The sequence below is a fragment of the Nocardioides sp. genome (genome assembly GCF_036267815.1).
Classification (GTDB): Bacteria; Actinomycetota; Actinomycetes; order Propionibacteriales; family Nocardioidaceae; genus Nocardioides.
Map to the genome: position 1 here is coordinate 17,698 of NZ_DATAVI010000012.1, position 14,302 is coordinate 31,999.

Genomic DNA, 14,302 nt, shown 5'->3' on the forward strand with positions numbered 1-14,302 from the left:
ACGCTATCTCGGGCGCCCGCCCGCGGACGTCATCCGGCGCGAGCGCCATCCAGCGCCGTCGCGCACGCTTCGGATGACGTCGGTCGGGCTAGGCGCCCATCGCGTGGTAGCCGCCGTCGACGTGCACGATCTCGCCGGTGGTCTTGGGGAGGAAGTCGCTGAGCAGGGCGACGACGGTACGGGCGGTGGGCTCGAGGTCGTCGAGGTCCCATCCGAGGGGGGCCCGCTTGGCCCACTCCTCCTCGAACAGCTCGAAGCCTGGGATCGCCTTGGCCGCCAGCGTCTTCAGCGCGCCCGCGCTGACCAGGTTGCAGCGGATGCCCTGCGGACCGAGGTCGCGCGCGAGGTAGCGGTTGCACGACTCCAGCGCGCCCTTGGCGAAGCCCATCCAGTCGTAGCCCGGCCACGCGACCGAGGCGTCGAACGTCATCCCGACGATGCTCCCGCCCGGACCCATCAACGGCAGGCAGGCGGTCGTCAGTGACTTCAGGGAGTACGCCGAGACGTGCACGGCCTGCGCGACGTCGTTCCACGGCCCGGTCATGAACTTCCCGCCGAGCAGGGTCTCGGGGTTGCCGTAGGCGATGGAGTGCACGACGCCGTCCAGGCCGTCGACGTGCTCGCGCACGGCGTCCGCGAGACCGGCGAGGTGGTCCTCGTCGGTCACGTCGAGCTCGAGGACCGGCGGCTCGGCGGGCAGCCGCTTCGCGATCCGACGGGTGATGCCCAGCGCCCGGCCGAAGTTGGAGATCAGGACGGTGGCGCCCTGCTCCTGGGCGACCTTCGCGGTCGCGAAGCCGATCGAGGAGTCCAAGGTCACGCCCGCGACCAGGATCCGCTTGCCGTCCAGGATGCCGCTCATCTGTCTCCTCGGGTGGGTGGGTCGTGCGGTCAGTGGCCCATGCCGAGACCACCGTCGACCGGGATGACGGCCCCGGACACGTAGGCGCCGCCCGCCGAGGCGAGCCAGGTCACGGCCCCGGCCACCTCGTCGACGGTGCCGTAGCGCCGCAGCGGCACCTGGTCCTTGATGGCCGCCCTCTGCTCGTCGCTGAGGACGGCGGTCATGTCGGTGTCGATGAAGCCGGGCGCCACGACGTTCGCCGTGATGGAGCGCGACCCGAGCTCGCGGGTCAGCGACCGCGCGATGCCGACCAGCCCGGCCTTGGACGCCGCGTAGTTGACCTGGCCGGCCTGCCCGGTGAGGCCGACGACCGACGAGATCAAGATGATCCGCCCACGCCGGAGCCGGAGCATCCCCTTGGCGGCGCGCTTGGTCAGCCGGAAGGCCCCGGTCAGGTTCGTCTCGATCACCGAGCTCCAGTCGTCCTCCGACATCCGCAGCAGCAGGGTGTCGGCGGTGATCCCGGCGTTCGCCACCAGCACCTCGACGGGGCCGTGTGCCGCCTCGGCGTCCGCGAACGCCTGCTCCACCGCCGCGCCGTCGGTGACGTCGCAGATCAGGTCGAGCGCGCCGTCGGGACCTCCGCCGGAGCGCGAGGTGACCGCGACCTTGTCGCCCAGCGCTACGAAGGCCTCCGCGATGGCGCGGCCGATGCCGCGGCTGCCACCGGTGACCAGGACGGACCGGGGCTCACTCTGTGTGTCGACCTGTTCGTCCACGGGGCCGACGCTAGCGACTACTGGCCGGTACCCGGAAGTCGGCCTCGGCCGGGCGGCTCACTCGTCCTCGAGCCGGAACCCGATCTTCATGCCGACCTGGAAGTGCTCGACGTCGCCGTCGGTGATCTGGCCGCGGACCTGGGTCACCTCGAACCAGTCGACGTGCCGCAGCGTGGAGCTGGCGCGGCGTATGGCGTTGCGGATGGCCTCCTCGATCCCGTCCGGCGAGGTGCCGACGATCTCGGTGACGCGATAGGTGCGGTTGCTCATGGCCGGACTCTACGGGCGAGCCGGATCCGCGCCGTCCAGCCGCCCGTCCGGCCGCCCGTCCGGCGCCCCGCCGGCCGCCCGCCCAGCGCCCCGCCATCCGCACGAGCCTGGGCAACGGATCACCAGACGAGCAGGCGACTTAAGGTGGACTATGGCGCGCACCAGACGCGGGGCGCAGGACCCGATCCGGATCACCACGGCCTCGGCAGGGGCCGATGCCGACATCTCGTCGCGCCAGCGGCGCTACCTGGTCGCGATGGGTGTGCGCACGCTGTGCTTCCTGGTGGTGGCCGGGTTGGCCATCACCCACGCCGGGCCGAGCTGGCTGCCATGGATCTTCGTGGTCGGCGCCATCGTGCTGCCCTACGTGGCGGTGGTGATGGCCAACGCGGCCACGACGAAATCAGATGGCTTCGCCCTGCGCAACGGATCATCGCAGGAGAAGGAGCTCCCCCGGGGCACGGATTCCGAATGAGACTCCCCGCTTCTGGGGGTTGGAGGGGCGCAAGCCAGCGTGCAAGAATCGCCGACGTGCCCGCCGGGTTCCCCGACTCGGTGTGCACCGTCGAGTGCCGGAAAGCTTCCCCCGTGGCTGTCTGGCACTCGTCGTCATTTCGGCGCCGCTTCGGATGAGCCTGCGAAGCCGCAGAGAACCGCGACAGGCCGAGGCGTCTCGAAGCCCGGAAGGCCTAGCCCCCGATGGCCGACATCGGCCGGTCGGGCTGGAGGAACGTCGGGTCGTTGATCCCGTGTCCGGGCAGCTTCGTCGCCATCGCGGCGACCCAGCGCTGCGCGATCTCGTCGTCGGAGGCGCCGCCCCGCAGGGCGGCACGCAGGTCTGACTCCTCGCGCGCGAACAGGCAGTTGCGCACCTGGCCGTCGGCGGTGATGCGGACGCGGTCGCAGTCGCCGCAGAACGGTCGCGTGACCGAGGCGATCACGCCCACGACCGCCGGGCCGCCGTTGACCAGGAAGAGCTCGGCGGGTGCGCTCCCGCGCGGTTCGCTGGCCGGTGAGAGCGAGAACTCGCGGCTGAGCCGCTCGAAGATCTCCTCGGCGGTCACCATCTGCTCGCGGTGCCAGTCGTGCTGGGCGTCGAGCGGCATCTGCTCGATGAAGCGCAGCTGGTACTCGTGGGCCACCGCCCACGCGAGCAGGCCGCAGGCCTCGGCGTCGTTGACGCCGCGTAGGAGCACCGCGTTCACCTTGACCGGAGTCAGCCCGGCCTCGTGGGCCGCCTTGGCCCCGCGCAGGACGTCGTCGAGGCGGTCGCGACGCGTGATCGTCGCGAACTGCTTCGGATCGAGCGTGTCGAGGCTGAGGTTGACCCGGTCGAGCCCGGCCTCGGCGAGGGCACCGGCCATCCGCTCCAGGCCGAGGCCGTTGGTGGTGACCGAGAGCTCGAGGCCGGGATCGAGCTCGCGGGTACGGCGGACGATGTCGACCAGGCCACGCCGGATCAGCGGCTCTCCCCCGGTGAAGCGAACGTCGCGCACACCGAGGCTGCGGACCCCGACCGTGATCAGCCGGACCACCTCGTCGTCGGTGAGCACCTCGGGGTGCGGCAGCCAGTCGAGTCCCTCCGCCGGCATGCAGTAGGAGCAGCGCAGGTTGCAGCGGTCGGTCAGCGACACCCGCAGGTCGGTCGCGACCCGGCCGTAGGCGTCGGCCAGCACTCGCTGCTCACTCACCGGTCAAGTCTAGGTCAAGCGAGCCCGCGGACCACGGTCACCGGCGGGCGGATAGCCTCGCACGGTGCCGACGGATACCCGCAGCCTGCGGTTCCTGCTGAGCCGGCGGTGGGTGGTGCTCCTGCTGGTCGTGCTGCTCTGGGCCTACGCGTGCCTGCTGCTCGGCCGCTGGCAGTGGCACCGGCTCGAGAGCCGGCGCGCGAGCAACCAGATCGTCTCCACCAACGAGAGCGCCAGGCCTCGACCCGTCGACCAGGTGCTGCGCCGCGGTGTCGAGCCGCCCGACACCGACCAGTACGCCGTGGTGTCGGCGACCGGCACATATGAGACGTCGCAGACCGTCGTGATCCGCTACCAGACCCGCAACGGCAGCCCCGGCGTCGACGTCGTCGTCCCGCTGATGACGTCCTCCGGCACGGCCCTGCTCGTCGACCGCGGGTGGTACCAGACCGCCAACGAGGGTGGCACCGGCGCCACCCAGGTGCCGGACCCACCGTCCGGCACGGTCACCGTCACCGGGTGGGTCCGGCAGGACGCCGGCGGCAGCTCGACCCAGGTGGTCGACGCCTCGGCCCGCTCGATCTCCAGCAGCCAGATCGCGACCGCCACCGGCCTGCCGGTCTACGGCGGCTTCGTGCAGCTGCTGACCGAGACGCCGGCCCCGGCGACGCCGCTGGCCAGAGCGGGCAAGCCCGGGCTCGGCGACGGTCCGCACTTCTTCTACGCGCTCCAGTGGTGGTTCTTCGGGATCCTCGGCCTCTTCGGGTACGGGTATCTCGCCTGGGAGGAGCGCACCGGGCGTGCCGAGCTGCGCCGCGCACAGCAGCCGGCCAAGCAGTCCAAGCCCGGCCCCCCGGCCCGGGTGAGCGCGTCACAGCGCGCGCATCACCCCGCCGTCGACGGGGAGCATCGCCCCGCTGACGAAGGACGCGGCCGGGCTGAGCAGGAACGCAGCGGCACGGCCGAACTCTGAGGGCTCGCCGTCGCGTCGCAGCGGGATGGTCTCGGCGGCACGCGCCTTCGCCGCGGCGGGATCGGGAGAGAGCGCATCCAGCTCGGCCACCCGCTCGGTGGCCACCCGCCCGGGCAGCAGGCCGTTGACCCGGATGCCACGCGGACCGAGCTCGTCGGCCAGCTGCTTGGCCACCATCGCCAGTCCGGGCCGCAACCCGTTGCTGGTCGCCATCTGGGTGAGCGGGGCCTTGACGCTGGTGGAGAGCACGAACGCGATCGAGCCACCCGCACCGAGGGCGGCGGCGACCACCCTGGCCAGCCGGACGCCTCCGAGGAACACCGACTCGAACGCCGCGGTCCACTGCTCGTCGGTGGTCGCGGTGACGCTGCCGACGGGTGGTCCGCCGACGCTGATGAGGGCACCGTCGATCCGGCCCCACCGCTCGTGGGCCGCCGCGACCAGGCGATCCGCCAGACCGGGGTCGGCGTTGTCGCCGACGACGTACGACGCGTGGCCGGAGCCCAGCTCGGCCACGGCCGACGCCAGCCTCTCCTCGGTGCGGCCGGCGAGCACCACGCTGGCGCTCTCGGCGACGAGCACCTCCGCGGTGGCGCGGCCCAGTCCGCGCGCTCCCCCGGTGACGACGAAGACGCGATCGGCTAGTCCCAGGTCCATGACCCGAAACCTAACGGGTTGGCGGGGCGAGCCGGCTCAGCCGCTGCCCCGGTGCGCCACGACCGACCGCGCCGTCTCCGCGACGACGTCGTCCAGGTCACCCAGCCACGGCTCGGCGAGCCGGATCGCGGCCGGTGAGCCGACGACGGCTGGCGCTGCGTGCAGCGCGCAGGACCGGAGCCACGGGTCGTCCCACTGCGTCTGGGGGTCCTCGACGAGGTCGCGGACCCAGGCGTCGGCGGACAGACCCGGCTCTCCGCGTCCCGCGAGCGCCGTTGCCAGGTCCTCCGCACTCGCCCAGGGAGCCAGCAGCCCCGCCATCCGCTCGCCGAGCTCGCGCCCCACGAGCACCTCGAGCAGCTCGACGGCCAGGGCTCGCTCGTCGGTGCCGCTGCGGCCCAGGGCCGCCACGATCCGCCCGGCGCCGCGATGCCCTTGGCGCATGGCGAGGTGGTCGGCCAGCACCTGCGAGGAGTGCTCGGTGTCCTCGACGAGCGCCCGACGCAGCGTCGCGGCGGCGGGCTGGCTCTCGAGCGCGACAAGGGCATCGCGAGCACGAGCGGCGCGGTCGGCCCGGAGCTCGACCTCGGTCCGGAGATCGGGGAGGCCGGCGGGGGTGTCCGGCAGCGAGTCGCGCATCCTTCCCAGCGCGGCGACCAGGCGCTCGCGTACGACACCCGCCTCCTCGGCCCCGAGGCGGTCCACGACCAACGGCGCCACCTCGACGGCATATCGGTCGAGCGCGTCGACCAGGGCGGCACTCGACGCGGCGGACGCCGTGACGTCTGCGAGGTACGGCACGAAGAAGGGGTGGTGCCGGGCCGCGGAGCACCCGGCCAGTGCCGCGTCGCGGACTCCGGGAGCCGGATCGGCCACGGCGGCAGCCCACTCGCGCTGGGCGCGCTGAGCGGTCGCGCCTTCCCCGCCTGCCAGTGCGGCGGCTGCGGCGAGCCGTGCGTACGGGTCGGCCGACGCCAGGAGCGCTGACATCTCGACCCCCGACGGAGGGCCGACCGGCCCGACCGCACCGAGCGCTGCCCGGACCTCGGGCACCCGCGGGCCGGCCAGCAGCGAGACGACGACCCGCCCGTCGGAGTCGACGAGGTCCAGCGGCTCCCACGGGCGGGCGGTGACCAATGCCAGCACGCCGGACCGGTAGTGCGCGTGGGCGACCAGCGCGGTGACCAGCCAGGCGACCGTGAGCACCAGCGTGATGGCGACGACGGCCCGGACACCCAGATGCGTGGCGCGGAACACCAGCAGCAGGATGCCCACGAACCCTAGGGCCAGGGGCACCCCGGCCGCCTCCACGACGGTCTGCGCCCGCAGTCGGCTACGCGGCTCGAGAGCCTGGTACGCCGTGTTGATCGCCGCCCTGGTCATCCCGTCGGTCAGGGCGATGTGGGCGACCTGCTGCGCACACATCACGACGAAGAACGTGGTGCCGTCTGGCCCTCCGAACGCCCCGACGGCGGTACCGAGGACCAGCAGCACGATCAGACCGAGGGGGTTCGCGGTGAGACCGCCGCGCTCGCCGTACCGCATCAGGAGCCTGCCGGCGACCAGGAACACGAAGCCGAGCGCCACGACGTTGATCAGGGTGTCGTAAAGGCCCTGGAACCGCGCCAGGTCGTTGGGGTCGGGGAAGTGGAACGCGGCGCGCTCCCAGACGATGTAGTCGAGGAGCTGGGTGATCGCGGCCACCAGCAGCTGGTAGCCGAACATCACCAGGAACAGACCGCGGTCCGGCGTCGACGAGGTCTCGGCGGCCGCGGCCCCGGGGTCCTGACGCTGCGGTTCGGGACGCCGGCCGAGCTCGTCGGGGAACCGTCGTCCCGCCGCGACCGCGGTCCCGAACCAGACCACGCCACACCCGACGTCGACGAGCAGCAGGTTGACCGGGCCGCCGAGCGGCCCGGTCAGGGTTGCCGACGCGAGCCCGCCCACCACGAACCCGAGCGAGAACCCCGCCACGATCCGAGCGAAGTACTGCTTCAGGCTCCTGACGTCGAGCACCCGCCCGGCCTGGGTGCCCACCATCACGAAGCCCACGGGGATGATCAACGGGAACAGCGCCACCAGCACCGCGGAGACCCACGGGTGGCCGCCGAGGCGGAGCAGCGCCCAGCCCAGAGCCACGATCACCACGAAGACACCGATGCACCACCGGGCGACGCCGGCCAGGGAGAGCCGGGCCTGGAGGCTGCCCATGACGCGGGAGACGGCGACACCGAGCACGGCGACGGCGAGGTAGACGAAGGGCAGGTTCTGCGCGCCGTAGCGTTCCAGGAACAGCGCGCTGGCGGGGACGATCAGGAAGACGACCGACAGGCCCAGCAGGCCGGCTTGAGCAGCCAGTAGCAGGACCCGCCGTCTCAGCTCTGTCATCTGGGGCTCATGCCAGGCTTGTCAGGCCGAGGAGTGTGCTTCACGCAGGCGTCGCACCAGCTCGGCGATGACCCCGACCGCGATCTCGGGGCGAGTGCGAAGGGCCTCGTCGAAGTCGACCTTGCGCAGCCGGAAGGCCCGGACGTCGGTCAGCGCGGTGACGGTCGCGGTGCGCGGCTCCGGCTCGAGCACCGCGAGCTCGCCCACCACCTGGCCGGCCCCCAGGTCGACCGCGCGGTCGGGGCGGGTGACTCGCACCGTCCCCTCGGTCAGGACGAACATCCAGTCCTCGACCGCGCCGGCGACCATCAGGTCGGTCCCGACCGGGAACTCCTCCTCGAGGAGGGTCCGGGCCAGCCCGGCCAGGACACGGTCCGGGGTTCGCTCGAACAGCGACACCCGCTTGAGCAGGGTGACGCGTTCGATGGTGAGCAGCACCGGTGGATTCTAGGGCAACGCGAAGGCCCCAGGTCCGCGGTCACGTAGTGTTCGGCCATGGTCGAGAGGCTGGCCGGCGGGCTCGACGCGACCGACCCGACCCCGCGCCGGCGCGTCGTCCGAGACCCGGTGCACGACTACGTCGAGGTGCCGGGCGAACTCGAGGCGCTCCTCGCGTCACCGGCCGTGCAGCGGCTGCGGAACATCTCCCAGACCTCCCGCGCCAACACGCGCTACCCGTCGCTGAACGGGTCGCGCTACGAGCACGGGCTCGGCACCATGCACCTTGCGGTCAAGGGTTGGCGGAGCGCGTGGCGCAACTGCGAGGAGCAGGCACGGCCGCGCTTCGCCCGCGAGGTCGTCGGCGAGCTCCGCGGCATTCCCGAGCCCGACGACTGCACGGCCCGCTGGCTGGCCGGCGACCAGATCGAGGACACCGCGCTGTGGCGGGACTTCCCCCGCGTGGTCGGTCTGGTCGTGGCGGCGGTCGGGCTGGTTCACGATCTCGGGCACCCGCCGTTCTCGCACACCATGGAGGACTTCTACCGGGCGCGGATCGAGGAGGTCATGGGGCCTGCGGCCGGTCGCGACCAGGCCGAGTACGCCGCTGCCAGCGGTCACGCCCAGTTCCACGAGTGGGCGGGGCTGACGATCTTCGACGCACTGCCCGACGCGTGCTTCGCCCACCTACCCCGGGTGTTCGTCAGGGCGGTGCTCTCGGACCGCTCGGGAGACGACTGGTCGCACTGCCTGCACGCGATCATCGACGGCCAGTTCGACGTCGACCGACTCGACTACCTGATGCGAGACGGGCTCGGCGCCGGCACCGAGCTGGGCGCCGTCGACTGGCGCCGCCTGGTGGACAGCCTCGAGCTGCACGAGCTGCCGGAGGTGCCCGGGGGCTGGCGGATCGGCCTGGGCGCCCGGGCCATCTCGGCGTTCGAGACCCTGCTGGTACAACGCGCCCAGCACTACCGCTGGGTCATCCACCATCACGCCGGTGTCGCCGCGGACGCCGCCCTGAGCCGCTGCGCCGAAGGGATCTTCGACCTGGTCAGCTCGTCCGACGAGGACGAGCCGCACGAGGCGGTGACCCGCCTGCGGGCCGTGATGCCGGACCTCGACTACGTCGCCGCGGCGGCAGACGCCGTCGCGCCGCTTCGGCGGTGCCGGGACGACGTCGACTTCCTGACCTGGTTGCGAGACTCGCGGGCCCCCCTGACCGCCCTGAGCGAGTCCGGCTCCGACGCCCAGTCGGCGCGGGCGCGCATGGTGCTGCGTCTGCACGACGTGTGCGACGGCTACGTGCTCGAGCCGGTCCCCGCCTGGCGCAACTACCACGAGTTCCTGGCCCGCACCCACCAGAACCCCGGACCCGTGGCCGCGCTGGTGGACCGAGCACCGGCGCCCGAGGTCTCGGACTATCTGGTGAGTGCCGCGAGCCGGGAGGCCGCGGCGATCATGCTGGCCGAGCTCCCCGCGCGCCTCAACGCGACGCTGGGCGCCATGTCCGAGACGCACCACAACGCCGGCGCGCGGCGGATCGAGGCGCAGCTGACGGCGAGGACCCCCGAGGTCGAGGGTCTGGGCGTGGGCTTCTGGCTGGTCCAGCCGGTGGGCTTCTTGGCAGTCCAGGAGGAGTTCGCCACCGTCTGGCGCGGCAACGAGGAGTCGCCGCTGAGCGAGGTCAGCCCGTTCCCCCTGGCGCTGACGATGATCGAGGTGATGCGCCCTCGCTGTCTGGTCTACTTCGTGCCGTTCGCCGGCACCGGGCAGCATGTCGGCAAGGCCGCGCGCAGGGCCGTCGGTCACGCCTTCTTCCACACCCTGGCCGAGCTCGAGCGCGATCCTCACGAGACGCGCTAGTGGGAGGACGCGGCCGCCGTCTCGGATCAGGCGGGGACGTCCTCCCGCCCGGGTCCGGGCAGGAACTGGGTGCGGTAGAGGTCGGCGTACAGCCCGCCCTGGGCGAGCAGCTGGGCATGGGTGCCCTGCTGGACGATCTGGCCGGCCTCCAGCACCAGGATCAGGTCGGCGTCGCGCACCGTGGACAGCCGGTGCGCGATCACCAGCGACGTCCGGCCCTCCAGGGCCGCGTCCAGTGCCCGCTGCACCGCGACCTCGGACTCACTGTCGAGATGGGCGGTCGCCTCGTCGAGGACGACGACCGCCGGTGCCTTCAGCAGCAGCCGGGCGATCGCGAGGCGCTGCCGCTCGCCGCCGGAGAGGCGGTAGCCCCGATCGCCGACCACGGTCTCGAGACCGTCGGGGAGGTTGCTGACCAGGGGCGCGATCTGCGCGGCCCCGAGGGCTGCCCAGATCTCCTCGTCGGTGGCCGCGGGGCGCGCGTAGAGCAGGTTCTCGCGGATGGTGTCGTGGAACATGTGGGCGTCCTGGGTGACGTACCCCACGACGTCCTCGAGCGACTGCAGGGTCACGTCGCGCACGTCCTCACCACCGACCAGAACCCGACCCGAGGTGGCGTCGTACAGCCGCGCGACGAGGTGGGTGGCCGTGGTCTTGCCGGCACCCGACGGACCCACCAGCGCCACCATCTGTCCGGGCTCGACGGCGAACGACACGTGGTGGAGCACCGTGCCGCTGTCGCGCGACTCCGCCCGGGCCACGGTCTCGAGCGAGGCCAGCGAGACGTCCTGGGCCCGCGGATACCCGAAGGAGACGTCGTCGAACGCCACCGACGACGCGGTCGGCGGGAGGACCACGGCGTCGGGCGACTCCTGGATCAGGGACGGCAGGTCGAGCACCTCGAAGACGCGGTCGAAGCTGACCAGCGCCGTCATCACGTCGACGCGGACGTTGGACAGCGCCTGGAGGGGCCCGAGCAGCCGCAGGAGCAGCGCGCCCAGGGCGATCAAGGTGCCGACCGAGAGGTGTCCCTGGACGGCGAGGTACCCGCCGACGCCGTACACCAGCGCCATCGCCAGGGACGGCACCAGGGTCATCACGGTGAAGAAGACGCGGGTGAGCACCGAGATCCTGATGCCGAGGTCGCGCACGGTGCCGGCCTTGTCGGCGAACCGGGCATCCTCGGTCTCGCGGTGGCCGAAGAGCTTGAGCAGCATCGCGCCGCCGACGTTGAACCGCTCGGTCATCGCGTTGCCCATCGCGGCGTTGCCGTCCATGCGGTCGCGGGTCAGCACGGCCATCCGGCCGCTCACCCAGCGCGAGGTGAGCAGCAGGAGCGGGAACAGCAGCAGGCACAGCAGCGTGACCTGCCAGCTCAGGGCGAGCATCGTGACGCCGACGACCACCACCGACACCGCGTTGGAGACGGTGCCCGAGAGCGTGGACGTGAACGCGCTCTGGGCGCCGATGACGTCGTTGTTGAGGCGGCTCACCAGCGCGCCGGTCTGGGTGCGGGTGAAGAACGCCAGCGACTGGCGCTGGACGTGGGCGAAGACGCGGGTGCGCAGGTCGTAGATCAGGCCCTCGCCGATCCGGCTCGAGAGGTATCCGGTGAACATCCCGAGCAGGGCGTCGGCGAGGGCGGCCAGCGCGATCCCGACGGCGAGCCAGACCACGACCGAGACGTCGTGGCCCAGGATGCCCTGGTCGACCAGCCGCTGCATGAACAGCGGTGGGACCACCACGAGCCCCGCGTCCAGGACGGTGCCCACCAGGAAGAACCCGATCAGCCGTCGGTGGGGCTTGGAGAACTCGATGACCCGCTTCAGCGTCTGACGCTCGATCCGGTTCTCCAGGATCGCGCGGTCGGAGCGCAGCGTGCGCCAGGCCATCGGTCCGATGCTCGACATCCGGGTATCTCTCTCTCGCTCAGCCGTCGGCCAGGAGGTCGGCCAGTTCGCGGAACCGGCGCACCTGCGCCGCGCGCTCCAGGCGGCGCTGCTCGTCCAGCGAGCTGTCCGCCGCCGTCTGGAGCAGCGCCTTCGTCTCTCGCACCGCCCCGGCCATCGGTGCGGTCAGCGCCCCGACCAGGTCGGCCAGCGCGCCGTCGAGCTCGGAGACCGGGCACAGCATGGTCGCCAGCCCGATCTCCAGAGCCTCGGGCGCACCGACCACGCGTGCCGTCGCGCAGATCTCCAGCGCCCTGGCATACCCAACGCACGCCACCAGCGGCTTTGTTCCGGTGAGGTCAGGGACCAGACCGAGGGCCGGCTCCTTCATGCAGAACTGTGCATCGGCGGCGACCACCCTCAGGTCACAGGCCAGCGCAAGCTGGAAGCCGGCGCCGATGGCATGGCCCTGGACGACCGCGACCGAGACGAACCGGGGGTCGCGCAGCCAGGTGAACCCCTGCTGGAAGCGGTCGACCGTGGCGTCGACCTCCGCCTCGGGTCGGGACAGCAGCCCGGCGATCGACTCGGGATCCTCGACCGCAGCCCGCGGGTCGAGCATCGCGCGGTCGAGACCGGCCGAGAAGCTCGCGCCCTGGCCCCGGACGACGACCACGCGCACCTGGTCGGGGATCTCCTCCCCGATGGCAGCGAGCGCGCGCCACATCGCAGGCGTCTGCGCGTTGCGAACCTCGGGGCGGCTCAGCGTGACGGTGGCGACCTCGCCCGACACGGCGTAGGTCAGGCCGGCGGCGGCGAGCTCCTCGGGCGTCATGGCCGCCACTGTAGGTGGGGGCTCGGACAGGCGCCGTCAGGCGAGGGAGACGAGGTCGGCGTAGGAGTCGTTCCAGAGGTCCTCGACGCCGTCGGGAAGGATCAGGACGCGGTCCGGGTCGAGGGCGCGGACGGCGCCCTCGTCGTGGGTGACCAGCACGATCGCTCCCTGGTAGCCGCGGATCGCCGCGAGCACCTCCTCGCGGGAGGCGGGGTCGAGGTTGTTGGTCGGCTCGTCGAGCAGCAGGACGTTCGCGCTGGAGACCACCAGGATGGCCAGCGCGAGACGGGTCTTCTCGCCTCCGGACAGGACGCTGGCGGGCTTGCCCACGTCGTCGCCGGAGAAGAGGAACGAGCCCAGCACCGAGCGCGTCTCGGTGTCGGTGAGGGACGGCGCCGCGCTGCGCATGTTCTCCAGGACGGTCCGGCCGGTGTCGAGCGTCTCGTGCTCCTGGGCGTAGTACCCGAGCTTCAGCCCGTGACCGGGCTCCACCTCGCCCGTGTCGGCCTTGTCCACGCCGCCCAGGATCCGTAGCAAGGTCGTCTTGCCGGCGCCGTTCAGACCCAGGATGACGACCCGGGAGCCCTTGTCGATGGCGAGGTCGACGTCGGTGAACACCTCCAGGGAGCCGTAGGACTTCGACAGCTCGGACGCCGTGAGCGGCGTGCGCCCGCACGGCGCGGGGTCCGGGAACTTGATCCGGGCCACGCGGTCGCCGCGCCGGTCGGCCTCGACTCCGCTGAGCATCTTCTCCGCCCGGCGCATCATGTTGTGCGCCGCCTGGGCCTTGGTCGCCTTCGCCCGCATCTTCGAGGCCTGGTCGAGCAGCGCGTCGGCCTTCTTCTCGGCGTTCTGACGCTCGCGCTTGCGTCGCCGCTCGTCGGTCTCGCGCTGGCTGAGGTACGCCGCCCAGCCCATGTTGTAGACGTCGATCTCCTGCCGGTTGGCGTCGAGGTGGAAGACCTTGGTCACGGTCAGCTCGAGCAGGGCCGTGTCGTGGCTGATCACGACCAGCCCGCCTCGGTGGGACCGCAGGAACTCGCGGAGCCAGATCACCGAGTCGGCGTCGAGGTGGTTGGTCGGCTCGTCGAGCAGCAGCGTCTCGGCGCCGGAGAAGAGGATCCGCGCGAGCTCGACGCGGCGCCGCTGACCACCCGAGAGAGTGCGCAGCGGCTGGGTCATCAGCCGCTCCTCGATGCCGAGCGAGGCAGCGATCTGGGAGGCCTCGGCCTCGGCGGCGTAGCCACCCCCGGCGTGCAGGTCCGCGTCGGCCCGCTCGTAGCGCCGCATCGCCCGCTCGCGCACCGCGGGCTGGTCGCTGGCCATCTCGACCTCGGCCGAGCGCAGCCGGCGTACGACGTCGTCGAGGCCGCGCGCGGACAGGATCCGCTCGCGCACGGGAACGTCGGGGTCGCCGGTGCGGGGGTCCTGGGGCAGGTAGCCGACCGAGCCGGTGGAGGTCACCTGTCCCGACGCCGGCAGGGACTCGCCGGCCAGGATCCGGGTCAAGGTGGTCTTGCCGGCTCCGTTGCGCCCGACCAGTCCGACCTTGTCCCCCGGCCCGACCCGGAAGGAGACGTCGTGCATCAGCAACCTCGCCCCGGCCCGAACTTCGAGCTGCTGGGCACTGATCATCAGGCTGGCTAGTCTAGGGCGCCTGCCCAGCGGCCCG

13 protein-coding genes are annotated in these 14,302 nt (G+C 72.1%); 3 read left to right on the forward strand and 10 right to left on the reverse strand.

What is annotated here, in order from left to right; all coding sequences use genetic code 11:
- Positions 1-88: 88 nt before the first annotated feature.
- From fabI to VHW64_RS02530, 3 genes are read right to left on the reverse strand one after another with little or no spacing between them, the layout of a single operon-like run.
- Positions 89-862 (reverse strand): enoyl-ACP reductase FabI, encoded by a 774-nt coding sequence (gene fabI / locus VHW64_RS02520; protein WP_329648931.1) that lies wholly within the window; start codon positions 860-862, stop codon positions 89-91.
- 29 nt (positions 863-891) lie between these two features.
- Positions 892-1,623, reverse strand: coding sequence for a 3-oxoacyl-ACP reductase FabG (gene fabG, locus VHW64_RS02525; protein WP_329648932.1), 732 nt, complete (start codon positions 1,621-1,623; stop codon positions 892-894).
- Positions 1,624-1,680: 57 nt separating this feature from the next.
- A complete protein-coding gene (locus VHW64_RS02530) occupies positions 1,681-1,893 on the reverse strand; it encodes a dodecin (RefSeq protein ID WP_329648933.1) in 213 nt (70 codons plus the stop codon).
- Between the two features lie 151 nt (positions 1,894-2,044).
- On the opposite strand from VHW64_RS02530, the gene VHW64_RS02535 reads away from it, so the two are divergent.
- The gene (locus tag VHW64_RS02535) at positions 2,045-2,368 is read left to right on the forward strand and encodes a DUF3099 domain-containing protein (protein WP_329648934.1); all 324 of its coding nucleotides are present in this window, start codon (positions 2,045-2,047) and stop codon (positions 2,366-2,368) included.
- A 214-nt stretch (positions 2,369-2,582) separates the two neighbouring features.
- On the opposite strand, the gene moaA is transcribed toward VHW64_RS02535, so the two are convergent.
- Positions 2,583-3,584 carry a GTP 3',8-cyclase MoaA gene (gene moaA / locus VHW64_RS02540; protein ID WP_329648935.1) on the reverse strand — a complete coding sequence of 334 codons (1,002 nt, stop codon included), beginning with the start codon at positions 3,582-3,584 and terminating at the stop codon, positions 2,583-2,585.
- A gap of 64 nt (positions 3,585-3,648) precedes the next feature.
- Between moaA and VHW64_RS02545 the strand changes: the two genes are divergently transcribed.
- Positions 3,649-4,557: an SURF1 family protein gene (locus VHW64_RS02545; protein ID WP_329648936.1), complete on the forward strand. Its 909-nt coding sequence runs from the start codon at positions 3,649-3,651 to the stop codon at positions 4,555-4,557.
- Here the strand turns inward: VHW64_RS02545 and VHW64_RS02550 are convergent.
- From VHW64_RS02550 to VHW64_RS02560, 3 genes are read right to left on the reverse strand one after another with little or no spacing between them, the layout of a single operon-like run.
- Positions 4,456-5,214: an SDR family oxidoreductase gene (locus tag VHW64_RS02550; RefSeq protein ID WP_329648937.1), complete on the reverse strand. Its 759-nt coding sequence runs from the start codon at positions 5,212-5,214 to the stop codon at positions 4,456-4,458. The two genes, VHW64_RS02545 and VHW64_RS02550, sit on opposite strands and share 102 nt — an antisense overlap.
- A 36-nt stretch (positions 5,215-5,250) precedes the next feature.
- Positions 5,251-7,602 carry a hypothetical protein gene (locus VHW64_RS02555; protein WP_329648938.1) on the reverse strand — a complete coding sequence of 784 codons (2,352 nt, stop codon included), beginning with the start codon at positions 7,600-7,602 and terminating at the stop codon, positions 5,251-5,253.
- A gap of 21 nt (positions 7,603-7,623) precedes the next feature.
- The gene (locus tag VHW64_RS02560) at positions 7,624-8,040 is read right to left on the reverse strand and encodes a cyclic nucleotide-binding domain-containing protein (RefSeq protein ID WP_329648939.1); all 417 of its coding nucleotides are present in this window, start codon (positions 8,038-8,040) and stop codon (positions 7,624-7,626) included.
- 57 nt (positions 8,041-8,097) lie between these two features.
- Here VHW64_RS02560 and VHW64_RS02565 point away from each other — a divergent pair, with 57 nt between their 5' ends.
- Entirely contained in the window at positions 8,098-9,906 is a 1,809-nt protein-coding gene (locus VHW64_RS02565) for a hypothetical protein (RefSeq protein WP_329648940.1), read from the forward strand.
- Between the two features lie 26 nt (positions 9,907-9,932).
- Here VHW64_RS02565 and VHW64_RS02570 read toward each other — a convergent pair whose 3' ends face one another.
- The 3 genes from VHW64_RS02570 to VHW64_RS02580 are packed head-to-tail and all read right to left on the reverse strand — an operon-like array spanning position 9,933 to position 14,265.
- The gene (locus VHW64_RS02570) at positions 9,933-11,816 is read right to left on the reverse strand and encodes an ABC transporter ATP-binding protein (RefSeq protein ID WP_329648941.1); all 1,884 of its coding nucleotides are present in this window, start codon (positions 11,814-11,816) and stop codon (positions 9,933-9,935) included.
- 19 nt (positions 11,817-11,835) lie between these two features.
- Complete coding sequence (locus VHW64_RS02575; RefSeq protein ID WP_329648942.1) at positions 11,836-12,630, reverse strand: enoyl-CoA hydratase/isomerase family protein; 795 nt, start codon at positions 12,628-12,630, stop codon at positions 11,836-11,838.
- Between the two features lie 36 nt (positions 12,631-12,666).
- Entirely contained in the window at positions 12,667-14,265 is a 1,599-nt protein-coding gene (locus tag VHW64_RS02580) for an ABC-F family ATP-binding cassette domain-containing protein (protein WP_329648943.1), read from the reverse strand.
- Positions 14,266-14,302: the final 37 nt, after the last annotated feature.